General features: G+C 63.2%; 21 protein-coding genes. 15 read left to right on the forward strand and 6 right to left on the reverse strand.

The genetic code is table 11. The features are described 5' to 3' along the window. Positions 1-563 precede the first annotated feature (563 nt). A complete protein-coding gene (gene fsa / locus BMY84_RS10670) occupies positions 564-1,217 on the reverse strand; it encodes a fructose-6-phosphate aldolase (RefSeq protein WP_093083749.1) in 654 nt (217 codons plus the stop codon). A gap of 132 nt (positions 1,218-1,349) precedes the next feature. Here fsa and BMY84_RS10675 point away from each other — a divergent pair, with 132 nt between their 5' ends. Together BMY84_RS10675 and BMY84_RS10680 are read left to right on the forward strand one after the other, a co-directional pair. After that, on the forward strand, positions 1,350-2,009 hold the full coding sequence (locus tag BMY84_RS10675; RefSeq protein WP_093083751.1) for a DUF2490 domain-containing protein: 660 nt from the start codon (positions 1,350-1,352) through the stop codon (positions 2,007-2,009). 46 nt (positions 2,010-2,055) lie between these two features. Continuing rightward, positions 2,056-4,227 carry a primosomal protein N' gene (locus BMY84_RS10680; protein ID WP_093083752.1) on the forward strand — a complete coding sequence of 724 codons (2,172 nt, stop codon included), beginning with the start codon at positions 2,056-2,058 and terminating at the stop codon, positions 4,225-4,227. Between the two features lie 3 nt (positions 4,228-4,230). Here the strand turns inward: BMY84_RS10680 and BMY84_RS10685 are convergent, their stop codons facing one another. The 3 genes from BMY84_RS10685 to BMY84_RS10695 are packed head-to-tail and all read right to left on the reverse strand — an operon-like array spanning position 4,231 to position 6,508. Next, on the reverse strand, positions 4,231-4,728 hold the full coding sequence (locus BMY84_RS10685; RefSeq protein ID WP_256215207.1) for an OmpA family protein: 498 nt from the start codon (positions 4,726-4,728) through the stop codon (positions 4,231-4,233). Positions 4,729-4,741: 13 nt separating this feature from the next. Further along, entirely contained in the window at positions 4,742-5,965 is a 1,224-nt protein-coding gene (locus BMY84_RS10690; RefSeq protein WP_218146945.1) for a diguanylate cyclase domain-containing protein, read from the reverse strand. A 3-nt stretch (positions 5,966-5,968) separates the two neighbouring features. After that, complete coding sequence (locus BMY84_RS10695) at positions 5,969-6,508, reverse strand: YfiR family protein (RefSeq protein WP_218146946.1); 540 nt, start codon at positions 6,506-6,508, stop codon at positions 5,969-5,971. 150 nt (positions 6,509-6,658) lie between these two features. Here BMY84_RS10695 and BMY84_RS10700 point away from each other — a divergent pair, with 150 nt between their 5' ends. Beyond that, complete coding sequence (locus tag BMY84_RS10700) at positions 6,659-6,865, forward strand: DUF1289 domain-containing protein (protein ID WP_093083754.1); 207 nt, start codon at positions 6,659-6,661, stop codon at positions 6,863-6,865. Here BMY84_RS10700 and BMY84_RS10705 read toward each other — a convergent pair. Continuing rightward, complete coding sequence (locus BMY84_RS10705) at positions 6,783-8,300, reverse strand: hypothetical protein (RefSeq protein WP_093083756.1); 1,518 nt, start codon at positions 8,298-8,300, stop codon at positions 6,783-6,785. The genes BMY84_RS10700 and BMY84_RS10705 overlap by 83 nt on opposite strands. Before the next feature lie 74 nt (positions 8,301-8,374). Then, entirely contained in the window at positions 8,375-9,448 is a 1,074-nt protein-coding gene (gene ada / locus BMY84_RS10710) for a bifunctional DNA-binding transcriptional regulator/O6-methylguanine-DNA methyltransferase Ada (protein WP_093084053.1), read from the reverse strand. Between the two features lie 112 nt (positions 9,449-9,560). On the opposite strand from ada, the gene BMY84_RS10715 reads away from it, so the two are divergent. The 12 genes from BMY84_RS10715 (at position 9,561) to BMY84_RS10770 (ending at position 22,888) form a co-directional block, all read left to right on the forward strand. Beyond that, positions 9,561-11,120, forward strand: coding sequence for a S1C family serine protease (locus tag BMY84_RS10715; RefSeq protein WP_093083757.1), 1,560 nt, complete (start codon positions 9,561-9,563; stop codon positions 11,118-11,120). Positions 11,121-11,303: 183 nt separating this feature from the next. Beyond that, positions 11,304-11,858, forward strand: a complete 555-nt coding sequence (locus BMY84_RS10720) for a F0F1 ATP synthase subunit delta (RefSeq protein WP_093020290.1) — start codon at positions 11,304-11,306, stop codon at positions 11,856-11,858. A gap of 3 nt (positions 11,859-11,861) precedes the next feature. Then, positions 11,862-13,391 (forward strand): F0F1 ATP synthase subunit alpha, encoded by a 1,530-nt coding sequence (gene atpA / locus BMY84_RS10725; RefSeq protein WP_093083759.1) that lies wholly within the window; start codon positions 11,862-11,864, stop codon positions 13,389-13,391. A gap of 42 nt (positions 13,392-13,433) precedes the next feature. Beyond that, entirely contained in the window at positions 13,434-14,024 is a 591-nt protein-coding gene (locus BMY84_RS10730) for a LysE family translocator (RefSeq protein WP_093084054.1), read from the forward strand. A 3-nt stretch (positions 14,025-14,027) separates the two neighbouring features. After that, positions 14,028-14,912, forward strand: coding sequence for a F0F1 ATP synthase subunit gamma (locus BMY84_RS10735; RefSeq protein WP_093083760.1), 885 nt, complete (start codon positions 14,028-14,030; stop codon positions 14,910-14,912). A gap of 21 nt (positions 14,913-14,933) precedes the next feature. Further along, a complete protein-coding gene (gene atpD, locus BMY84_RS10740; protein WP_093083762.1) occupies positions 14,934-16,379 on the forward strand; it encodes a F0F1 ATP synthase subunit beta in 1,446 nt (481 codons plus the stop codon). 168 nt (positions 16,380-16,547) lie between these two features. Beyond that, positions 16,548-16,802 carry an ATP synthase F1 subunit epsilon gene (locus tag BMY84_RS10745; protein ID WP_004210764.1) on the forward strand — a complete coding sequence of 85 codons (255 nt, stop codon included), beginning with the start codon at positions 16,548-16,550 and terminating at the stop codon, positions 16,800-16,802. A 225-nt stretch (positions 16,803-17,027) separates the two neighbouring features. Next, complete coding sequence (locus BMY84_RS10750) at positions 17,028-19,007, forward strand: hypothetical protein (RefSeq protein WP_093083763.1); 1,980 nt, start codon at positions 17,028-17,030, stop codon at positions 19,005-19,007. Next, the gene (locus tag BMY84_RS10755) at positions 19,004-19,588 is read left to right on the forward strand and encodes a hypothetical protein (protein ID WP_093083765.1); all 585 of its coding nucleotides are present in this window, start codon (positions 19,004-19,006) and stop codon (positions 19,586-19,588) included. The genes BMY84_RS10750 and BMY84_RS10755 overlap by 4 nt, the downstream gene beginning before the upstream one ends. 96 nt (positions 19,589-19,684) lie before the next feature. After that, complete coding sequence (locus BMY84_RS10760) at positions 19,685-21,217, forward strand: CpaF family protein (RefSeq protein WP_093020212.1); 1,533 nt, start codon at positions 19,685-19,687, stop codon at positions 21,215-21,217. Positions 21,218-21,279: 62 nt separating this feature from the next. After that, complete coding sequence (locus BMY84_RS10765; RefSeq protein ID WP_256215208.1) at positions 21,280-22,011, forward strand: hypothetical protein; 732 nt, start codon at positions 21,280-21,282, stop codon at positions 22,009-22,011. A 79-nt stretch (positions 22,012-22,090) separates the two neighbouring features. Then, on the forward strand, positions 22,091-22,888 hold the full coding sequence (locus BMY84_RS10770; protein ID WP_093083766.1) for a class I SAM-dependent methyltransferase: 798 nt from the start codon (positions 22,091-22,093) through the stop codon (positions 22,886-22,888). Positions 22,889-22,918 lie beyond the last annotated feature (30 nt).

The raw sequence follows: 22,918 nt of genomic DNA on the forward strand, positions 1-22,918 counted from the left end.
CATGATGGCTTCCAAGGTTGGTGTCGCAACCCCTCGGAATCATATCGAAACTCGGCCGTCCACCGTTGCGTTAGCGTTCCGACACAGCCTCTAAGAGCCAACCATCACCGGCGCCCAACTGCACCGTAACGATTGATGTCCGACGCTGCCGCCCCGCTATGGCGACCAACGGCCACACCCTGCCTGTGATCCCACCATTCACCCGCGCTCGGCATATAGTGGCGATGCTCCCCTCAAGAGCCCCTTAAAACAAGGATCGGAGCAGAGGTTGACATAAAACCCCTTCCAGAGGAGCAGAAGTTGAAAATCAGCCCTGATCCTCTGGTGACAAAAGCGCCGGAATGCGTGGTTGTCAGGAGCAGTCTTCCTGACAACCGACATCAGCCGTAAAACAGCATGAACAGCAGGCCCATGAGGGTCAGCAGCAGCGCGAACCACAGGAAACCGAAATCGGGCTTGTCGGGGTCACGCATAGGTCAGTCCATCATTCGGCAACGGCCCGCCCTGACCTTCCAACGCCATCATAGGGACGGTGGAAGCCAAAGCGGGCCGGTGCGGATCTATCAGAGAATCGTCTGGCCGGTCTTGGCCCAGTCGGCGGCGAAGCCTTCGAGGCCCTTGTCGGTCAGCACATGCTTGGACAGCATCTTGATGACGGATGGCGGTGCGGTCATCACGTCGGCGCCGATGCGGGCGCTTTCCAGCACATGGATAGGGTGACGGACCGAGGCGACCAGGATTTCAGTGTCGAAACCATAATTGTCATAGATCAGGCGGATATCGCCGATCAGCGCCATGCCGTCGAAGCCATTATCGTCATGGCGGCCGACGAAGGGCGAGATGAAGCTGGCGCCGGCCTTGGCCGCGAGCAGGGCCTGATTGGCCGAGAAGCAAAGGGTCACATTGACCAACGTTCCATCGTCGGTCAGCGCCTTGCAAGTCTTGAGCCCGTCGATGGTCAGCGGCACCTTGATGCAGACATTGTCGGCGATCTTGCGAAGGACTTCGGCTTCCTTCATCATCGTTTCATGGTCGAGCGCGACCACTTCGGCGGACACCGGACCATCCACAATACCGCAGATTTCCTCCACCACTTCCAGGAACTTGCGGCCCGACTTGTGGATCAGCGAGGGGTTGGTGGTGACGCCGTCGAGCAGGCCGGTGGCGGCGAGTTCACGGATTTCGGCGGTGTCGGCGGTGTCGACGAAGAATTTCATGGGATGGACTCCGGGGATGGGCGAATCGCGCCCCTTTAGCGACTGCCGGCCGGATTCGCCATCTTGCGCGACACGAATTGCATCGGCGATGCGGCCAGACTAAGGCGTCGGCACCTTTCCAAAGGACCAGACATGCCCTGTTCGCCCCGCGCCCGCTTCGCCACGGGGCTATGCCTCCTCCTTGCGCCCATGCCCGCCATTGCTGCCGAAAGCGAGAGTCAGGCGTGGATGACCGAGCAGGCGACAGTGCGCATCGACGACGCCAATATCGTCACGATCGATTCGAGCCAGCGCCTGCGGTCCGACGCCAATAGCGGCGGCGAACAGTTTGTTGCGCGGATCGGGCTGGATCATGAAATCGCGCCCCATGTGCAACTGGGTGGCGGCATCGCTTATCTCGACAGCGAGGTGGACAAGGAACTGCGCCTGTTTCAGCAGGCGATCGTGACGAAAGGCGTGTGGCTAAGCCGTACCCGGATTGAACAGCGATTCTTCAGCACGGCAGATGAGCCAAGCTGGCGATTGCGGCAACGGGTGCAGGCATCGGTGCCGATCGATCGCGCAAAGAAGTGGACGGTGGTGGCCGCGACCGAACTCTTCTTCCACCTCAACCGCGCAAGGCCCAGCGACAAGACCGGCCTGGCCATGATGCGCAACCAGATCGGCCTGCGCCACCCGATCGCCAAGGCGCTGGACGCGCAACTCCTTTATATGCGGCAGCAGAATTTTCGGGATGGGCGGCCGGATGTCGTGTCCCACATCCCCTGGCTGACGCTAAGCTGGCGGCTGTAGCCGCGAAGCCATTGCGCCCCGCGCCCAGCGCTTTAAGGACAGTGCCATGTCGTCCCGCGCCCGTGTCCTGATCCTGAACGCTGCCCTGGGGCCGCTCGACTATCGCGTGCCGCATGGCATGCGGGTGGAGCCGGGCAGCATCGTCGTCGCACCGCTGGGACCGCGCCAGCTGATCGGCGTGGTGTGGGAGGAGGATAGTTTCCCCGATATCGACACGGTCGGCGACAACAGGCTGCGCAATTTGCTGGAGGTGGTGGATGCGCCGCCCCTGCCCGAACCGCTGCGCCGGCTTATCGAATGGACAGCGGATTATTATCTGAGCCCGCCCGCCGCGGTATTGCGCATGGCGCTGTCGTCCATGGCGGCGCTGGAGGGCGCGCGGACGGTGATCGAATATCGGGCCACCGGCGCGGTGCCCGACCGGATGACCGAACAGCGGAGCCAAGCGCTGGAGCGGATCGGCGAGCGACAGGGGCTGATCCGCGAACTGGCGATGATCGGCGGGGTGAGCGACGCGGTGATCCGCGGCCTTATCAAGCAGGACATATTCGAGGCGGTGGAGGTAAGCGTGGATACGCCCTTCCCCATGCCCGATCCTGCGCATGCCCAGCCTGTGCTGTCGGAAGCGCAGACGGCAGCGGCCAAACAGATGGCCGACGCTGTGCGCGCGCACGATTTCGCGCCCTTTCTGCTCGACGGCGTCACCGGATCGGGCAAGACGGAGGTCTATTTCGAGGCGATCGCGGCGGCCATCCGCGCCGACCGGCAGACTTTGGTGCTGCTCCCCGAAATCGCGCTGACCGAGCCGTTTCTGGAGCGGTTCGAAAAGCGGTTCGGCACGGTGCCGGTCAACTGGCACAGCGGCCTGCGCCAGAGCGAGCGGCGGCGGGCCTGGCGCGCCATCGCCAGCGGGCAGGCGCAGGTGGTGGTGGGTGCGCGATCGGCGCTGTTCCTGCCCTATCCGAACCTTGGCCTGATCGTCGTGGACGAAGCGCATGAAGCCAGCTTCAAGCAGGAGGAAGGCGTCCATTATCACGCCCGCGACGTGGCGGTGATGCGCGGGCTGATGGAGAAATTCCCGGTCATCCTCGCCTCCGCCACGCCCGCGATCGAGACGCGGCATCAGGTGGAACTGGGCCGCTATGCCGAAATCAAGCTGCCGTCGCGCTATGGCGGAGCGGAGATGCCGTCCATCGAGGGCGTCAACCTGCTGACAGATCCGCCAGAGCGCGGCCGCTGGATCGCGCCGCCTGTGGTCAAGGCGATCGACGCGGTGATGGAAAAGGGCGAGCAGAGCCTGCTGTTTCTCAACCGGCGCGGCTATGCGCCGCTGACGCTCTGCCGTCATTGTGGTTATCGCTTCCAATGCCCCAATTGCACCGCCTGGATGGTGGAGCATCGGCTGACGCACCGACTGGCCTGTCACCATTGCGGCCATGTCGTCCCGGCCCCGCGCCGCTGCCCGGAGTGCAAGGAAGAGGATTCGCTGGTCGCCTGCGGTCCCGGCGTGGAGCGGATCGCCGACGAGGTGAAAGCGCTATGGCCACAGGCGCGGATCGCCATCGCGACATCGGATACGCTGCATTCGCCGGCGCGAGCGGCCGACTTCGTGAAGTCGGTGGAGGCAGGTGATATCGACATCATCGTTGGCACCCAGCTCATCACCAAGGGCTATCATTTCCCCAACCTGACCCTCGTGGGCGTGATCGACGCCGATCTGGGGCTGGAGGGCGGAGACTTGCGCGCGGCGGAGCGAACCTTCCAGCAGATCGTGCAGGTAGCCGGGCGTGCGGGACGCGGGGAGAAGCCCGGCAAGGTCTTCATCCAGACGCGCATGCCCGAAAGCGAGGTTATCAAGGCGCTGATCGACGGCGATACCGAACGATTCTACTGGGTGGAGACGGAGAACAGGCGGCGCGCCAACGCCCCGCCCTTCGGCAGGTTCGCCGCCATCATCATATCGAGCGAAAATGCCGATGAGGCGGCGCAGACCGCGCGGCTGATCGGCAAGTCGGCGCCGGTGATAGAGGGCATGCGCGTCTATGGCCCCGCCCCTGCACCACTATCCGTGCTGCGCGGACGGCATCGCCATCGCCTGCTGATCCATGCGACGCGGCAGGTGGATGTGCAGGCGGCAATCCGCGAATGGCTGGGCAATCTGGCGTGGAAATCGGGGACGCGCGTGGCTGTGGATATCGATCCCTATAGCTTCATGTAGACGTCAGGACGCATCGGCGGGCGAGACGATGATGACCACGCGACGATTTTCCCGGCGCCCGTCCGCCGAGCGGTTGCTTTCCACCGGCACCCGCGCGCCCATGCCCACGACCCGCATCGCCGGCCGGGCCATGCCGCCGACAATCATGGCATCGGCCACCGCCTGTGCACGGCGGAGCGAAAGCGCTTCATTATAGCTGGCTGCGCCGGTGGAATCGGTGTGCCCTTCCACCCGCGCGCCACGAATGTCGACCGCGACCAGCGCGGCGGAAATATGGCCGATCGCGACTTTCTGGTTCGCGATCAATGTGCTTTCATCGGTCGCAAAGAGCAGTCGATCGGCCATGCCGAACTGCCAGTCGTCCCCTGCCGGTTCGAAACCCTGTTGCTGAAGCGCGACGACCTGACGCGCCGTGAAGCCGGACGGCCGCTGCGGCTGAACCGTCTGGCAGGCGGCCAGCAGGCCTAGCGAGACGATCAGCAAAATCCGGTGCATGCTCATTTTATACCCCTCCTTATTCCCTGCCGCCTGCACGCCGTCCCTTGGCTGCATACATGGCCGCGTCCGCATGGCGCAGCAGGTCGCGCGCGTCTGCGCTGTCCTGCGGGTATCGGGCGCTGCCGATGCTGAGCGAGCCATCGACGCTCTGGCCGCCGGGCAGCATGATCGGCTGGCGCATACCGTCCAGAATGCGCATCTTGATCGCTTCCAGTTCCTCCGGCCCGACGCCCGGCGCCAGAATCAGCGCGAATTCGTCGCCGCCCAGACGGAAGGCCTGATCGCCAATGCGCAGCCCGGTCCGCAACCGCGCGGCGATAACGATCAGCATCGCATCCCCTGCATCATGGCCATAGGTGTCGTTGACCGGCTTGAACCGGTTCACGTCCAGATAGAGGATTGCGAAAGGCAGGTTCAGTGCATCCGCCTGCGCCATGGTGGCAGGCAAAGAACGTTCGAACATGGCACGATTGCCAAGGCCCGTCAGCGCGTCACGGGTCGCCTGCCGCTCCAGCATGCGATTATGCGACAGGAGACCGCTATGCCAGTCGCTCAACTCCTCCAGCAAGGCGTTGAAATCGCGGCCCAACTGATCGACTTCGCGAATATGGGAGCGGGGTGCGCGGCGGTCGAACTGTCGATTGGCGCGAACTTCATGGGCGACTTCCGCGATCCGGCCCAGCGGGTCGGTAACGTCGCGCTGCAAGCGCCGCGCCAGTGCCCAGGTCGCGATCAGGGTGAGCACAAGGCAGGCGATCGCCGTGGCCAGACCCGACAGGATGAAGCGCCCCAGCCCCTCTGCCCCGCCATGGACGCTGACCCGCGCGATCAGCCGGTCGCCGCGCCGGACCTCCACTGTAGCCGGGGATGGCGCGACCAGATTGGCGATGCCGCCCTCGATCATCGTCATGATGCCATCGCCGGGCCGACGCCAGATGACCAGTTCTCGCCCCTGCGGATCACGCACATCGACCCGGTGCACGCTTTCGGACGCGGCGACGGCGGCAATGCCGCTGCGCGCAGCCTCCATATCGTCGAACATCAGCGCCGGTTCGACCGTATAGGCAACAGTCCGGGCGATCAGCGCGAGATTGCGGTCGGCATAGCCGCGAATGACGAGAACACCGGTGACGGTCAGGGTCACCCCCGCCATCAGCACGGCAAAGAGGATCAGGCGCATATGCGCGCGGGCCAGTACCTGACGCAGGGTCGGCATGACTTTATCGACGGGGGCTGACATGGTTCAATAGCCTCCTTTCGACAGGCGCAGGACACGGGGATCGATCCGCACGGCCGATCGCGACACAGCGTCGATATTAAGCTGGAAGGACAGGGTTTGCGGCGCGTAGAGCAGGCAGAAGATCGCCCCGCTGCGGCAATCCGGGTCGTCCTCCGCGATGGTCAGGACCGGTTGGCCGCGGGTATCGGCGATCAGGCCCTGCATCGGCGCAGGGTCGAGCCGACCGATATAGAGGGCGTCGCAACCTTCTGATCGGGCTGAAGCCGATCCGGTCACACTGGAAAACTGGAGTTGGGCGCCGTTGGACAGGCTGATGTCGGCCAGCCGCCCGGCATGGCGCGCAGTACCGGCCAGACAGAAGCGAACCACCGGTCGGGGCGTCGGCCAGCGCGTATATTCCAGCATCGCGCCGACCATACGCGCGGTCCCGGCCGCCGTTGCATCCGTACCGGTGCCCAGTGGCAACATGGCAGGCTGGATCGTGGGAACCGCAAAGGCGACGGTCGGGATCAATAGCAACAGGTAGAAGAAGATACTGCGCAAGCCCGACCTCAATCCCCAGACTCATCAAGGTCGGGCCGACTATAGTTAATCACACGTAAAATACAGCAAAAATCATTCCGCTCGCGAGACGGTATCGGAACGGGCCGTGCGTCGCTGGCGAAGGTCTGTGCGACAGGCTAAGCTGACGAGATGGACAGCCCGTGTCGCAACCTCTGTTCGCTCGACCGCAACCGGCACTATTGTACCGGCTGCGGCCGGACGATCGAGGAGATCGTCCATTGGCGCAGCCTGGGCGACGCGCAGCGCATGGTGGTCATGCAGCGGGTGCGGGACTTCCAGCCGGAGCGGCAGGCTTCTTCTTCGCCGCCTGCGCATCATAGTCCGCCTTCATCCTGATCGCCGCTTCGCGCATCTCCGATCCGTGCGGAGAAAAGGCAATCGGATCGAGCAGGATCGAGGCGGCTTCATATTCGCCGCGAAAGGCCATCGCCCGGGCGATCTGGAAACGATAATTGGGATTTTGCGGCAACAGAGTGAAAGCCTTGTATAGACCGTCATAGCCAATGTCGGGCATTTTGCCGCCCCGCATGGCGTGATAGCGGTAGAAGAGCGCGAGCGGCACCGGATCTTCCGTATCGGCGCGATTGGCGCGCACGATGGAGGTCAATGCGGCCTTCCAGTCTTCCTCCTTGTCGCTATCCTGCGCGCGGGCCAGCAGGGCTTCGGCCCGCACCGCATAGGCACGGGACGCTTGGGGATCGATTGCAATCGCGCGGTCGGCATCAGCCAGCGCAGCGTCCGGTTGCTCCGCGTCCCATTCCGCCTCCGCCAACAGCGCCAGGGCATAGGCATTCCCCGGATATTTGGCGGCAGTAGTACGGATAGACGCGACCAGCGCAGGCATCTCCTCGGTATTCGGGCGGTGGATGAGATGCAGTTCATCCTCCATCAGCGCGCCCTGCGCCGGATCGACAGGCACCACCGTAACGGCGCCGATATTCATCTCCTGCGGCTTTAAGACCGATATATAGAGGCGCTTGCTCATATAGGCCTTCAGCACCTTTTCCAGTCCTGCCACGCCCCCTTCGAAATAGTCGTCCGGCTTCACGTCCGGCTTCCCCTGCGCCAGATCGTTGAGATAGCGGGTCATCCCCGCCGTATAGGCATTCTTGTTCTGGAAATAATAATGGGTGAGCAGCCAGGCAGTGCCATAATAGCGATCCCCATCCCGCAGGTTCAGGCCATCGGTCGTGCGGGACAATAATTGGGCGAGCGGATAAGGCTGGCCCTGAACCAGACCGGGCACCCGGCCCATCGGCACCTTGGCGAACTGGATCGACCCGTCCTTCGGGAATTCCACGACCGAGAAAAATTCCGCGAACCCTTCCACATACCAGGCAGGATAGGCCGCCGGGAAATGATGCAGCATGAAATGATGGGTATATTCGTGGAATAAGATTTCTTCAGCGCCAGTGTCATACATGCCCGTCTTGGCGCCCCGCGCCAGAAAGGCATAAGCCGTGCGATCGGACGTGGTGTAATAGCCCGCAATGTTGGGATTACGGGCCAGCGCCTTCACCTTGCCCTCGTTCGACAGAAGATAGACCTTTACCGGGCTTCCCTTGTCGGGGCTGATCACGCCGGTCAGGCGGCGCAGCAGGAAATCGAACTTTTCCAGTCGTTCTGCAAAGCCCCTCAGCTTTTCGTCATTGCCTTCGCTATAAACGGTGAAATGCCGGGTTTGCGCCTGATACCAGGTCGCTTGCGCACCGACTGGCACACCCCCGCCAAGCAGCAAGGCCAACACGGCTTTTATCCAGAATCGCTTCATCCCCAAACCGCTCCCCAATACCCGGGAAGCAAGGTGGCCGAAGGCAGGCATGATGAAAAGCCGTAATCTCTCCGTTACTTGCGCTTTTCTCGTGCCAGCAGGGCCTGTTTCTTTTCCAGTCCCCAGGCATAGCCACCCATGCCGCCATTACTGCGCACGACGCGGTGACAGGGGATCAGGATCGCAAGATTGTTATCACCGCAGGCCGTGCCCGCCGCCCGGACAGCGCCGGGGCGACCAATGGCGGCGGCGATCTGACCATAGCTGCGCGTTTCGCCCGGCGGGATGCCGCGGAGCGCCGCCCAGATCGCTTGCTGGAACGCCGTCCCTTTCACGTCCATGGGCAGGTCCGCTCCGGCCGCCGGGTCTTCTACCAGCGCCGCGACCCGTTGGGCCATGGCTTCCAACGCGGGATTGGCGGGATGGATATCGGCATGGGGGAAGCGCGTGCGCAGTTCCGCCTCCCCTTCCCCAAAGCTGATGCGACACAGACCCTTGTCGGTCGCGGCGACGAGCATGGGGCCAAGGCTGCTGCCGATAGTCCGCCAGCGGATCGTGACCCCGCGCCCGCCATCCTTCCAGGCGGTCGGCGTCATGCCCAGATGCTGCTCAGCGTCGGCATAGGCGCGGCTGGGTGCGTTATAGCCCGCTTCATAGATGGCGGACGTCACGCTGCCGGGCTCTGCCAGCGCCGCTTTCAGCCGTTCAGCCCGCAGACCGCGCGCATAGGCGGCAGGGGTCAGGCCGGTTTCGCGCTTGAAGAGGCGATGAAAATGATGCGGGGCATAGCCGACATGATCGGCGATATCGTCCAGTCGGGGCGCTTCCTCCGCGGCTTCAATCAAGGCGATCGCGGCGTCCACCGCCAGCCGATCCCGGCCGATCTCGTCAGGGCGACACCGCAGGCAGGCGCGGAAGCCTGCCGCCCGTGCCGCCGCCGGATCGGGCAGGAAGGTCATATTCTCGCGCCGGGGATGGCGCGCCGCGCAGCTTGGCTTGCAATAGATGCCCGTGGTGGACACGCAGCCCACGAAGGCGCCGTCCATGGACCGGTCGCGCGCCAGGAAGGCGCGCCAGCAGCTATCGGCATCGGGCATCGCAGCGGGCTGGGCCGGCGGGGAAATGGTGAGGCGAGTCATCTGGTTCATGAGGATATGGGATAGATGGAGGCCGACAGCCATGCTTCCTGCGTCTTGCGGTCAAAGCATTTTGCCTTTTCCCGATTGCACCGCGTGCCGCTTCGCATATGAATGCGCCACGATGGTCCCCTTCCCCCGCCGCTTCGCCCCTTTCCTCGGCTTCATGCTCGCGCTGCTGGCGCCAGCCTCTCTGCATGCCGAACAACAGGATATCGCCGCCGCCGCGCGTGGGGTCGTGCGCGTCGCGCTGGTCGCGACCGACGGGTCGGATGCCTATTTTGTCGGCCATGGCAGCGGCTTTGCCGTCGCGCCCGACAAGGTGCTGACCAACGCCCATGTCGTCGAACTGGCGCGCGAAGAGAAGAATCTGGTCATCGGCGTGATCCCTTCGGAAGGGACCAAGACCTATGGCGGGCGAATCATCGCTTACTCGCCGGGCAATGACCTGGCCCTCATCCAGTTGGAAGAAGGCAGCCTGCCGGTCAGCACCTTCTATGCCGGGGCCGTGACGGACGGGCAGCGTGTTACCGCGATCGGCTATCCGGGCACAGTCGACCGGGCGCAGGGCCTTGGCCTGAAGCAACTGGTCCAGCCGCTGGCGACGGTGAAGACCAGCGGCACCATTTCTTCCGGCCGAGCCAGCCAGAGTTTCGACACCCTGTTGCACACCGCGCCGCTGGCGGCAGGCAATAGCGGCGGGCCGCTGGTGGACGATTGTGGCCGGGTGCTGGGCGTGAACAGCTTCGGTTCCGTATCCGACGGCAATGATGCCGAATTCGGATTCGCCGTGTCGTGGCGCGAAGTCGCCTCCTTCCTGCGGCAGGCCGGGGTCAATTCGCTCCACACCATCGTCGGTTGCAAGTCCATGGCGGAAGCGGATGCGGCCGATGCGTCGCTGACCCAGCGCGAGGCGCAGGTGAGCGAGCAGAAGAACCGCGCCAGCGCCGATGCGCGCGAACAGGCGCTGAGCAAGGCGCGCGACGATGCGGAGCGCGACGTCATCACGGCGCGCGAAAATGCGATGGCGGGTGCAGCGGTACTGCTGGCGCTGGCGGTTCTCGGCCTGGGGGCTGGCGGCCTGTTCTACACGCAGGGCAAGGAAAAGCAGGCGACCTGGTTCCTGGGCGGCGGCGGCGCGTTGTTGCTGGCGGCGCTGGGCCTGTTCTTCCTGAAACCCAGCTTTGCCAGCATCGACGAACGGGTGAAGCTGCCCGAAGACAAGAGCATCACCAGCAATGGCGCCTTTGCGTGGGCTGGCGACAATGTCTGCAAGGTCGACCTGAACCGCAGCCGCCTGACGGTGTCCCAGCCCAATGACGTCGGCTTTAACTGGGCCGAGGGCGGCTGCGTCAATGGCGATACCCAATATGTCTCGGTCGGCAACCAGTGGCAGCGCGCCACTGTGCCAGACGATCATAATTTCGTGTCCACCAGCCAGTTTGACCCGGCGACCGGCACGTTGCGTGTCCAGCGCTGGTTGCCAGACCTCGACACGATGGACAAGATTCGCGCGCTCCAGAAGGATGGGCCGATCAAGGGATGTGGCAGCGACTCCGAACGGCTGACTCGGATCGCGGCGCTCCAGAGCGATATGACAACGTTGCTTCCGTCGCAGCCCAATGAGCGGATCATCTATCATTGCCAAAAGGGTCGGCTTGCACCGGCCGATCCTGCCGAATGATCGATTCGTCGCTGCGGAAATACTCAGGCAAATAGCCGTATTTCATCACTATGGATGGAATCGCGTCACATGACTTGCATAGTCATAATGGCGCTGCTAACCGGCCCGCAACAGGGGCTCGGGACGGATCAGACCGCGCCCCCTTTTTGCATACCGGCAAATCAAGCGGAGGACGATAAGCGCGTGGAGACTACCGGCGGTATTCAGGCCAGCCTCAGTGGCCGTTATGCGGTGGCGCTGTTCGATCTGGCGCGCGATGCACAATCGCTCGACACCGTGGCGGAAAGCCTGGCAGCGCTGAAGGCTGCCGTGGCCGAATCGCCCGATTTCAAGGGACTGATCAACAGCCCCGTGTTGAGCCGCGAGGCAGCAGGGAAGACGATCGCAGCCGTCGCATCCTCCATCGGAATCGACGACCTGACGACAAAATTTCTCGGCGTGCTCGCCCAGAACCGTCGCCTCGGTCAGCTTCCCGCCGTCATCCGCGCCTATGAAACGTTGCTGTCGAATCACAAGGGCGAGGCCCGCGCAGAAGTGACGAGCGCGCATCCGCTGACCAAGACCCAGATCACCGCTCTGCAAAAGAGCCTCAAGGCCCGTGTCGGTCGCGAAGTCGCGGTCGAGGCAAAGGTCGACCCCGCGATCCTGGGCGGGCTGGTCGTGAAGATCGGCAGCCAGATGATCGACAGCTCCATCCGCACCCGTTTGAATACTCTCGCCATGGCGATGAAAGGCTAAGACATGGACATCAACGCCGCAGAAATTTCGAAGGTCATCAAGGACCAGATCGCCAATTTCGGCACCGAAGCGCAGGTCAGCGAAGTCGGTTCCGTTCTGACCGTGGGTGACGGCATCGCCCGCGTCCATGGCCTCGACAACGTCCAGGCGGGCGAAATGGTCGAGTTCGCCAATGGCGTGCAGGGCATGGCGCTGAACCTGGAAGCCGACAATGTCGGCGTCGTGATCTTCGGCTCGGACGCCGAAATCAAGGAAGGCGACACCGTCAAGCGCACCGGCACCATCGTCGACGTGCCCGTCGGCAAGGGTCTGCTGGGCCGCGTCGTCGATGGCCTCGGCAACCCGATCGATGGCAAGGGTCCGATCCAGTATACCGAGCGCAAGCGCGTCGAAGTCAAGGCGCCGGGCATCATCCCCCGCAAGTCGGTGCATGAGCCCGTACAGACCGGCCTGAAGGCCATCGACGCCCTCGTCCCCGTCGGCCGCGGCCAGCGCGAACTGATCATCGGCGACCGTCAGACCGGCAAGACCGCCGTCGCGATCGACACCTTCATCAACCAGAAGGGCGTCAACGCAGGCGACGACGAAGGCAAGAAGCTCTATTGCATCTATGTCGCCGTCGGCCAGAAGCGCTCGACCGTGGCGCAGATCGTCAAGCAGCTCGAAGAAAATGGCGCGATGGAATATTCGATCGTCGTCGCCGCGACCGCTTCGGAGCCGGCTCCGCTCCAGTATCTGGCGCCCTATACCGGCGTCACCATGGGCGAGTTCTTCCGCGACAACGGCATGCACGCCGTGATCGTGTATGACGATCTTTCCAAGCAGGCCGTCGCCTATCGCCAGATGTCGCTGCTGCTGCGTCGTCCTCCGGGCCGCGAAGCCTATCCGGGTGACGTTTTCTATCTGCACAGCCGCCTGCTGGAGCGCGCTGCGAAGATGAACGACGCCAACGGTAACGGCTCGCTGACCGCGCTGCCGATCATCGAAACGCAGGCGGGTGACGTTTCCGCGTACATTCCGACCAACGTGATCTCGATCACCGACGGCCAGATCTTCCTGGAAACCAACCTCTTCTATCAGGGCATCCGTCCGGCCATCAACGTGGGCCTCTCGGTGTCGCGCGTCGGTTCCGCCGCGCAGACCAAGGCGATGAAGAAGGTGTCCGGCTCGATCAAGCTGGAACTGGCCCAGTATCGCGAAATGGCGGCCTTCGCCCAGTTCGGTTCGGACCTCGACGCCTCGACCCAGAAGCTGCTGAACCGTGGTGCGCGCCTGACCGAGCTGCTGAAGCAGGGTCAGTTCTCGCCGCTGCCGTTCGAAGAGCAGACCGCATCGATCTTCGCCGGCACCAACGGCTATCTGGACGCGATCCCGGTCAAGGACGTGACCCGTTACGAAGAACTGATGCTGGCCTATCTGCGTCACGATCACCCCGAAGTGCTGACCGCGATCCGCGACAGCAAGGATCTGGGCGACGACGCCAAGGGCAAGCTGAAGGCTGCGCTGGACTCGTTCGGCAAGACCTTCGCTTAAATCGCAGTGCTGACCGCCCATTCCCTTCTTGCCTGGACCGTGATGTCGATCGGTCTGGTGCTGCTGCCGGGACCGGACACCATGTTGGTGGCCGGTCACGCAGCACGCCGCGGGCTGAAGGCGGGGATGGCGGCGATCGGCGGCATCCAGCTGGGCGGCCTGTTCTACATGCTGCTGTGCGGCTTCGGCTTCCTCAGCGTGCTGAACGCGGTGCCGGGGCTGTTCATGGCGGTGAAGATCGCAGGCGCCCTCTATCTGGCGTGGATGGGCCTTGGCCTGCTGCGCGGCGCGATCAATCCGGCGCCGGCATCGGACACGCCCAAGGTTCGCATCGGCGGATCGCCCTTCATGCAAGGTTTCATCAGCACCGTGCTGAACCCGAAGGTCGCGATCTTCTTTCTGGCCGCCCTGCCCCAGTTCGTGGGCACCGGTCCGGATGCGCCGTGGCAGGGCATGTTGCTGATCGCGATCGTCTATGCGCTCGGTTTCGTCTGGTGCGCGCTGCTCGCGGCGCTCGCCACCAAGGCGGGCCGTTCGGTCGGTCAAAGCCGCGCGATGCGCTGGTTCGAAGGCGCCATGGGCGTCGGTTTCTTTGGTCTCGCGGGTCGTCTGGCCCTTGCTCGGAACGTATAAACTATGCCTAGCCTCAAGGAACTGAAGCTCCGCATCGGGTCGGTCAAATCGACCCAGAAGATCACCAAGGCGAAGCAGATGGTCGCCGCCGCGAAGCTGCGCAAGGCGCAGGCCGCTGCGGAAGCTGCTCGCCCCTATAGCAGCCGTCTGGAAGCCGTCGTCGCAAGCCTCGCTTCGAAGATCGCTGGCGGTTCGGGCGAAGGCGCTTCGCCGCTGCTCGCCGGCACCGGCAAGGATGAAGTCCATCTGCTGGTCGTCGCCAACTCCGACCGTGGTCTGGCCGGCGCGTTCAATGCCAACATCGTCAAGGCGGCTCTCGCCAAGGCGCGTGAGCTGGAACTGGATGGCAAGAAGGTCCAGTTCTATCTGATCGGTCGCAAGGGCCGTCCGGTCATCAACCGTGCCTATCCGGGCAAGATCGTCGCGCAATATGACACGACGGGCAGCAAGGAGCCGGGCTTTGCGCAGGCACAGGCTGTCGCGCAGGAACTCTCCAAGATGTTCCTCGACGGCAAGTTCGACGTCGCACATCTCTTCTATTCGCGCTTCAAGTCGGCTCTGGCCCAGATCCCGACCGAACAGCAGATCATTCCGGTCAAGATCCCGGCCGATGCCGACCGCAACGCCATCCCCGCCACGGTGGAATATGAGCCGAGCGAAGAAGCGATCCTGGACGATCTGTTGCCGCGCAACGTCGCGATTCAGCTGTTCAAGGCGCTGCTGGAAAACAACGCATCCGAACAGGGCGCGTCGATGACCGCGATGGACAATGCGACCCGCAACGCCGGCGACCTGATCAACAAGCTGACCATCCAGTATAACCGCAGCCGTCAGGCCGCGATCACCACCGAACTCGTCGAAATCATCTCGGGCGCCGAAGCCCTCTAAGTGCAGGCAAGGACAGAAGTCATGGCAACCACCAACAATGTAGGCCGCATTTCGCAGGTCATCGGCGCCGTCGTCGACGTGACCTTCCCCGATGCGCTGCCGTCGATCCTCTCGGCGCTGGAAACCAGCAACAACGGCCAGCGCCTGGTGCTGGAAGTCGCCCAGCATCTGGGTGAAAACACCGTTCGCACCATCGCGATGGATTCGACCGAAGGCCTGACCCGCGGTCAGGAAGTGACCGACACCGGCGCGCAGATCAGCGTTCCCGTCGGCCCCGCGACGCTCGGCCGCATCCTGAACGTCGTCGGTGAGCCGATCGACGAGCGCGGCCCGGTGCTCACCGACATGCGCTCGCCCATCCACGCCAAGGCGCCTGAGTTCGTCGACCAGTCGACCGAAAGCGCGATCCTGGTCACGGGCATCAAGGTCATCGACCTTCTGGCCCCCTATGCCAAGGGCGGCAAGATCGGCCTGTTCGGCGGCGCGGGCGTGGGCAAGACGGTTCTCATTCAGGAACTGATCAACAACATCGCCAAGGGCCATGGCGGCACCTCGGTCTTCGCAGGCGTCGGCGAGCGTACCCGCGAGGGTAACGATCTCTACCACGAATTCCTCGACGCCGGCGTCATCGCCAAGGATGCCGACGGCAACGCGATCAGCGAAGGGTCCAAGGTTGCGCTGGTTTATGGCCAGATGAACGAGCCCCCGGGCGCCCGCGCCCGTGTCGCCCTGTCGGGTCTGACCATCGCCGAATATTTCCGCGACGTCGAAAATCAGGACGTGCTGTTCTTCGTCGACAACATCTTCCGCTTCACGCAGGCAGGCGCGGAAGTGTCGGCTCTGCTGGGTCGTATTCCTTCGGCCGTGGGCTATCAGCCGACCCTGTCGACCGACATGGGCGCGTTGCAGGAACGCATCACGTCGACCAACAAGGGTTCGATCACCTCGGTTCAGGCCGTGTACGTCCCCGCGGACGATCTTACCGATCCGGCACCGGCAACCAGCTTCGCGCACTTGGACGCGACGACGGTTCTCAACCGTGCGATTTCGGAACTGGGCATCTATCCGGCGGTCGATCCGCTGGACTCGACCAGCCGCGTTCTGGAGCCGCGCACCGTGGGTCAGGAACATTATGACACCGCCCGTGCTGTCCAGTCGATCCTCCAGAAGTACAAGTCGCTTCAGGATATCATCGCCATTCTGGGCATGGACGAACTGTCGGAAGAGGATAAGGTCACGGTCGCCCGCGCCCGCAAGATCCAGAAGTTCCTGTCGCAGCCCTTCCACGTCGCCGAAGTCTTCACCGGCATCTCGGGCAAGTTCGTCCAGATGGAAGACACGGTGAAGTCGTTCAAGGCCGTGGTCGAAGGCGAATATGACCACCTGCCCGAAAACGCCTTCTACATGGTCGGCGGCATCGACGAAGCCGTCGAAAAGGCCAAGAAGCTGGCTGCTGAAGCGGCGTAAGCTGATATCCTTCTCCCCGCGGGAGAAGGATACGCAGACTTGCCAGCTTGCTGGCTAGTCGGAGTTGGATGAGGGCCAAGCCGGCATTGCCGATCACCCTCACCCTCCCACCGCTTCGCGGCGGGCCCCTCCCTCTCCCGATGGGAGAGGGGTTCAGAGGACTAGAGAATGGCACTGCATTTCGAACTCGTGACCCCGGAAAAGCTCGTCCGCTCGGAGGAAGTCTATCAGGTGGTCGTCCCCGGCACCGACGGCGACTTCGGCGTGCTGGAAGGCCATGCGCCCTTCATGTCGACCGTCCGCGACGGCGCGATCCAGATTTTCGCCTCGGCGGGCGCCGCACCGGAAATCATTCCGGTAGAAGGCGGCTTTGCCGAAGTGAATGAAAAGGGCCTGACGGTCCTGGCCGAAAAAGCTGGCTGATAGGACAGCGTCGGCCACGCAGGCCGTGGCCAATCTGACGACAGGCTTCAAAAAGGGAGCGGCATCCATGGGTTGCCGCTCCCTTTTGCTATTCTGATCAAAACGGCGACCAAGTCAGGGTTAATAAGCTCTTTACCTGCCCGATCTAAGGATGGCCGCCTGTCCGGACCAACCCTGTGAGCGCCGTGATGTTGTCGCCTGCCTCCCTTCTCGCCCTCGATTGATATGGGCAGCGACCTGTTCTTCGCTGATCTGCTGGGCTTTCTGGCCGCCACGTTGCTGGGTGCGGTCTGGATCTTCCTTCCCGGTACAGGTCTTGCACGCCTTGTCGCCCTGACCGGGCAGGATATGGGACGTGGCTGGCCGAGGATCGGCTGGTCGCTGCTGCTGGCCTTCACCCTGATGCCCGCGATCGATGCGCTGCTGGTCCGCGCGGGCGGCATGATCGCGATGGCGGGCCTGCATGGTCTGCTTGCGATCTACGGCCTGCTGCGCCCTCGCCTGTTATGGCCTGACCGGGTTGCGGACTGGCGGATCGCGGTGCCGCTGTTGCTCCTGTGGCTGGGGATCGTCGGCTTCGATTTCGTGGATTTTCCGACCGGCGACAATCTCAACCAGTCGCTGCTCGACCTCGATCTCGTCAAACATGCCGCCGTTACCAGCGCGATCGCGCGCGAAGGCCTCCCCTTCGTCGATCCGTTTTTCGCCCGGCCCGGCTATGTCGGCTATTATTATTATTATTATCTCTGGCCTGCCCTGCTGCACTGGTCGAGCGGCTTCCTGATCAATGCGCGGATGGCCTTTGCCGGTTCCGTCTTCTGGACGGGGTTGGCCTTTGTATCGCTGCTGTGGCGGATTAGCGCGGAGGGCGGGCTGATCCGGCCCGGTCGCATCAGAGCCTATATGGGGCTGATCCTGCTCTTCTGCTTCGTGTCCGGCGCGGACATGATCGTCATGCTCCTGCGGCTACTTGTGACCGGCCGGGTCGAGGCGCAAAGCGACTGGTGGAATGTCGCGGTCAATTTTGCCGTACATTCGACGCTCTGGGTGCCGCATCATCTGACCGCGATGATCGCTGCATGGGGTGCGATGCTGTTGCTGGCCCGCGCGCAGGAGACGTCGCAGCCGGGACGATGGGCGCTGACGGCTGCGGCCGGTGCCGGGATCGCCACCTGCTTTGGCTCGTCGGTATGGATGATGCTGACTATCGCACCGGTGCTGGTGGGCTGGGGATGTCTCGCGATCCTGCGACGCGATGCCCTGCTGCCCTTTGCGGGAATCGTGGCGCTGGCGCTGGCATCGGTGCAGATTGCCGACCTGATCGCCTTCCGGCATGACAGTGGCCTGCCGGTCGCGTTCAATGTCCGCCCCTTCACCGTGCTGCTGCCCGAAGGCGGCGCATGGACATGGCTGCATCTGGTGCTGCTGCCGCTCAATTATGGTATCGAGTTCGGGATTTTCGGCGTCGGCGCGATAGCCTGGCTGCGATCCGGGCAATATCGGCCAGACAATGCCGTTCAGACATTACTGGTCGCCAGTGCTCTGTCATCGCTGCTGGTCGCGACCTTCCTCAAATCCACGATCCTGAACAATGATCTGGCGTGGCGATCGATCTGGTTCGCGCAATGCGCGGCGATGATCTGGACCGCCGCCTGGCTGCAAGGCCCGACGCCTCGGCTGCGCGATCACCCAAGGATGATGATCCTGCTGGCGCTGGGGATGATGGCCGTCGCCTGGGATGTCGTCGGGATGCGATTGATCCGGCCGCCCTATGTCGCCACCAGCTTCAGCGAACTGATCAGCCCGCGCGCCGATGATGACGATCAGCGGCGTGTCTATGAATGGGCCGCCCATGCCCTGCCGCTGAAGGACGTGATCCAGCATAATCCGGCGCTGCACCGGCGCATCTTCAATTTCGGCCTCTATGGCGTGCAGCGTACCGGCGTATCCGATCGCGAAGCCAATCTGTTCGGCGCGTCGCCGGAAGCGGTGCGCCAGCGCGTCGCCCTGTTGCGGCCGATCTTCGAGACGCACTTGTCGTCCGGGGATATCCGCCGTCGGGCGGAGGCAGCCGGTGTCGATCACCTGCTGTTCGCATCCGTCGACCCGATCTGGCGCAAGATCGGCGGGCCACCTGAAGGTCTGCGTTGCGAGCGGCGGGAGCCGCTGGCCTGTATGGTTGCCGTGAAGGATATAGGATCATGACCGCCACGCTACGCACTTTGGGGATATTGGCGCTGATCTATCTGGCCGCGCTGACGGCTGGGTTCCTGCTCTATATCGGCCTGATCGCCTCGCCCTTGCTGGGGTCCATTCCCCTGCTCTTCTATCGCGGGGTGGCGATCGCCTTTATCGGCGCGCTGCTGCTGGTCCTGCTGCTGACGGTTGCCGCGCGCCGGATCGCTGCGCTGGACCTATCGACTATGATCGGGGCGGCCGCGCTGTCGCTGGCGTTCAACATCAGTTTCCTGATCGTCTTTCCCGTCACCTTCGACCGGTCGATCACCATGTTTCTGCTGGCCCGAATCGAAAAGCAGGACGGGCAATTGACGCCGCCGATGCTGGAAGAGGTTTTCGTGCGCCAATATCTGGGCGATCTGCATCAGATCGACCGGCGGGTGGCCGAACAGACGCTGTCGGGCAACATCGTCCAGCGTGACGACGGGCGGATCGAATTGACGCCGCAGGGGCGTCGGCTGCTGTCGGGCGCGCGGACGATCGGCGGCTGGTTCGGCGCCGACCCCCGCTTCGTGACGGCGCCGGACTCAGGCTTTCCGGCGCATTAGCCATTTGTCAAAGTTTCCATCCTATTCACTTTCATCACGAAATGATCGGCCCGCCGCAGCGCGGCAGGACCGAGAGAGACAGAGCGGCGGAGACCTATGAGCGCCTTTGGACGGAAAAATGGACCTGCCGGGATCAAGTCCGGCTTCGGCGTGGCCCGGCCGATGCAGGGCGGTGCGGCAGCCCGGGAAGAATTGCCCCGCGGCGGCGACCAGTTTCCTCCTCTCGACATCGCTTCCCTACCGGGCGAAGCGCCCTTCGATCCGCTGGCCGCACCCACCAGCGCGATGCAGCGCAATGCCGACGCGATGTCGCGCCTGTCCGACCGTGCCAATGCCGAACATGTGCCCGACGCCGGCCCACAGGGTTTCGAAGCGAGCGTCCACAAGATCAAGGAGCAGGTGCTGCCCCGCCTGCTGGAGCGGGTCGACCCGGAGGCCGCCGCGACCCTGACCAAGGATGAACTGGCGGAGGAATTCCGCCCGATCATCATGGAAGTGCTGGCCGAACTGAAGCTGACGCTGAACCGACGCGAGCAGTTCGCGCTGGAAAAGGTGCTGGTCGACGAATTGCTGGGCCTGGGGCCGCTGGAAGAATTGCTGTCGGACCCGGACGTAACCGACATCATGGTCAACGGCCCGGACCAGACCTATATCGAAAAGAAGGGCAAGCTCCAGATCGCGCCGATCAAGTTCCGCGATGAGGAGCATCTGTTCCAGATCGCGCAGCGCATCGTCAGCAAGGTCGGCCGCCGTGTCGACCAGACCACGCCGCTCGCCGACGCCCGCCTGCCCGATGGTTCCCGTGTCAACGTGATCGTGCCGCCGCTGTCGCTGCGCGGCACGGCCATCTCCATTCGTAAATTCTCGGCCAAGCCGATCACTATCGACATGCTGGCCGGTTGGGGCGCGATGAGCCCCAAGATGGCGACGGCGCTGAAGATTGCGGGTGCCTGCCGGTTCAACATCGTCATTTCCGGCGGTACGGGTTCGGGCAAAACGACGATGCTCAATGCCCTGTCGAAGATGATCGATCCGGGCGAGCGCGTGCTGACCATTGAGGACGCCGCCGAATTGCGGCTTCAGCAGCCACACTGGCTGCCGCTGGAAACCCGGCCGGCCAATCTGGAGGGCAATGGCGCGATCACCATCGGCGACCTCGTCAAGAACGCCCTGCGTATGCGGCCGGACCGCATCATTCTGGGCGAAATTCGTGGCGCCGAATGTTTCGACCTGCTGGCCGCGATGAATACGGGCCATGACGGGTCCATGTGCACGCTACACGCCAACAGCCCGCGCGAATGCCTGGGTCGTATGGAAAATATGATCCTGATGGGCGACATCAAGATCCCCAAGGAAGCGATTTCCAAGCAGATCGCCGACTCGGTCGACCTGATCGTGCAGGTGAAGCGCCTGCGCGATGGCTCCCGCCGCGTCACCAACGTCACCGAAGTCATCGGCATGGAAGGCGACGTCATCGTCACCCAGGAACTGTTCAAGTTCGAATATCATGACGAGGATGACAGCGGAAAGATCATCGGCGAATATCGCTCGATGGGCCTGCGCCCCTATACGCTGGACAAGGCCCGCATGTTCGGTTTCGATCAGCCTTTCCTGGAATCCTGCCTCTGAGGGAATAAAGGCGCCCCGCCCTGCGTAGACATGGACTTGTCCATTATCGCAGGGGGTCCATCTTGTTTCGACGAAGCACACGCCATCCCGTCCGCCACGGGGTGGCGTTTCTGTTTGTCGGCCTCTGGTCGCCCGCAGAGGCCCAGACCGATTATCCTGACGTTCCCGAACCGATGATATTCGACATGATGCGCCCGCTTGGCGCGAAACGGGGCGAGCTTGAGGCGAACGCGCTGGCCACGACGCCGCTTTCCGGTTCCGACAAGACCGTGCAATGGGCGCCGGAAGTGGAATATGCGGTGGCTGACGGCTTCGCGATCGAGGGCGAATTGCCGTTCGAGGATGGCAGGCTGGTCGACCTGAAATTGGGACTTCAGGCAGCGTTCGGCGCGTTCGACGGCGGCCGCAGCGCCCATGGCGTGCAATATCTGGGCATCTACAACCGTGAGGCCCGCCATTATCGCAGCAGCTTCGCCTATATGCTGGCGCATCGCTATAATGCCCGCTGGAGCAGCATCTCGATGGCCGGGCTGGGCGATATCGCCTTTTCAGGCGGCCATGGTCGCAACAGTGCGATCATCAACCATTCCCTCTTCTATGACAGTCGCGACGGGCAGGTTCTGGGGCTGGAACTCAATTATCGCGGCGGATCGGACGGCTATGTCCTGGCAATGCCGCAAATCCATCAGCGGTTGATCGAAAAGGTCAATGTCCAGGCCGGGCTGGGCGCGGAACGGCCCCATGGCGGCACCGTCCGGCCCAAGGCAGGGGTACGGCTGATCCGGGAATTCTGACGCAAAAGGAAGCGCTTGTCAGGCCGGTGCGGAGCGGGCACATCGGGCGCCATCATAATCATGATATGAGGAGTGCCCGATGCGCCTTTCCGCCATGTTCGCTGCCGCAATGGTCCTGCCAATGGGCGTCGCCGTCGCCCAGCATGCCGATCATCACAAGGCCGCGGACCCGATCGCGACGGCCATCGCCGCGCCCAGCCGCACGCCGACCAACGTCGTTCGCGACAAATATCGCCACCCAGCCGAGACGCTCGCCTTCTTCGGTGTGACACCGACTGCGACAGTTGTGGAATATGCGCCGAGTGGCGGCTGGTACTCGGAAATCCTGGCGCCGCTGTTGCGGGACAAGGGGACTTTCTATGCCTTGCAACCGACCGGCCGCTATCTGGACGGGTACAAAACCTTCCTTGCCGCCAAGCCGAACGTCTATGACAAGGTGAAGCTGGTTCCCTTCCCCGAGGAAACCGCCAGCATTCCCGCCAATAGCGTCGACACGGTCCTGACGTTCCGCAACGTTCACAACATGGTCATGGGCGGAACCGAAGCCGCGACCTTCAAGGCCTTTTTCGACATGCTCAAGCCAGGCGGCACGCTGGGTGTGGTCGACCATCGTTTGCCCGAAGATCGCGATACTGCGCTGGAAAAGAGCAGCGGCTATCTGAAAGTGTCGACCATCCGCCGGATCGCGGAAGCCGCCGGTTTCGAATATGTTGGCGCGTCGGAAGTGAATGCCAACCCCAAGGATAGCGCCGACTGGCCCAAGGGCGTCTGGACCCTGCCGCCGTCGCTGAGCCAAAAGGATGTCGACAAGGACAAATATCTGGCCATCGGCGAAAGCGACCGGATGACGCTGAAATTCCGCAAGCCGACGAAATAAGCCAAAATAGCAGCCAGCCCGGTTGCGTCA

Source organism: Sphingobium sp. AP50 (genome assembly GCF_900109095.1).
Taxonomy (GTDB): Bacteria; Pseudomonadota; Alphaproteobacteria; order Sphingomonadales; family Sphingomonadaceae; genus Sphingobium.

Excerpts from the sequence above, each read along its gene's own strand:
- fsa (WP_093083749.1), bottom strand. The coding sequence starts at position 1,217 with ATGAAATTCTTCGTCGACACCGCCGACACCGCCGAAATCCGTGAACTC.
- BMY84_RS10675 (WP_093083751.1), top strand. The coding sequence starts at position 1,350 with ATGCCCTGTTCGCCCCGCGCCCGCTTCGCCACGGGGCTATGCCTCCTC.
- BMY84_RS10680 (WP_093083752.1), top strand. The coding sequence starts at position 2,056 with ATGTCGTCCCGCGCCCGTGTCCTGATCCTGAACGCTGCCCTGGGGCCG.
- BMY84_RS10685 (WP_256215207.1), bottom strand. The coding sequence starts at position 4,728 with ATGAGCATGCACCGGATTTTGCTGATCGTCTCGCTAGGCCTGCTGGCC.
- BMY84_RS10690 (WP_218146945.1), bottom strand. The coding sequence starts at position 5,965 with ATGTCAGCCCCCGTCGATAAAGTCATGCCGACCCTGCGTCAGGTACTG.
- BMY84_RS10700 (WP_093083754.1), top strand. The coding sequence starts at position 6,659 with ATGGACAGCCCGTGTCGCAACCTCTGTTCGCTCGACCGCAACCGGCAC.
- BMY84_RS10705 (WP_093083756.1), bottom strand. The coding sequence starts at position 8,300 with ATGAAGCGATTCTGGATAAAAGCCGTGTTGGCCTTGCTGCTTGGCGGG.
- ada (WP_093084053.1), bottom strand. The coding sequence starts at position 9,448 with ATGAACCAGATGACTCGCCTCACCATTTCCCCGCCGGCCCAGCCCGCT.
- BMY84_RS10715 (WP_093083757.1), top strand. The coding sequence starts at position 9,561 with ATGGTCCCCTTCCCCCGCCGCTTCGCCCCTTTCCTCGGCTTCATGCTC.
- atpA (WP_093083759.1), top strand. The coding sequence starts at position 11,862 with ATGGACATCAACGCCGCAGAAATTTCGAAGGTCATCAAGGACCAGATC.
- BMY84_RS10730 (WP_093084054.1), top strand. The coding sequence starts at position 13,434 with ATGTCGATCGGTCTGGTGCTGCTGCCGGGACCGGACACCATGTTGGTG.
- BMY84_RS10735 (WP_093083760.1), top strand. The coding sequence starts at position 14,028 with ATGCCTAGCCTCAAGGAACTGAAGCTCCGCATCGGGTCGGTCAAATCG.
- atpD (WP_093083762.1), top strand. The coding sequence starts at position 14,934 with ATGGCAACCACCAACAATGTAGGCCGCATTTCGCAGGTCATCGGCGCC.
- BMY84_RS10745 (WP_004210764.1), top strand. The coding sequence starts at position 16,548 with ATGGCACTGCATTTCGAACTCGTGACCCCGGAAAAGCTCGTCCGCTCG.
- BMY84_RS10750 (WP_093083763.1), top strand. The coding sequence starts at position 17,028 with ATGGGCAGCGACCTGTTCTTCGCTGATCTGCTGGGCTTTCTGGCCGCC.
- BMY84_RS10755 (WP_093083765.1), top strand. The coding sequence starts at position 19,004 with ATGACCGCCACGCTACGCACTTTGGGGATATTGGCGCTGATCTATCTG.
- BMY84_RS10760 (WP_093020212.1), top strand. The coding sequence starts at position 19,685 with ATGAGCGCCTTTGGACGGAAAAATGGACCTGCCGGGATCAAGTCCGGC.
- BMY84_RS10770 (WP_093083766.1), top strand. The coding sequence starts at position 22,091 with ATGCGCCTTTCCGCCATGTTCGCTGCCGCAATGGTCCTGCCAATGGGC.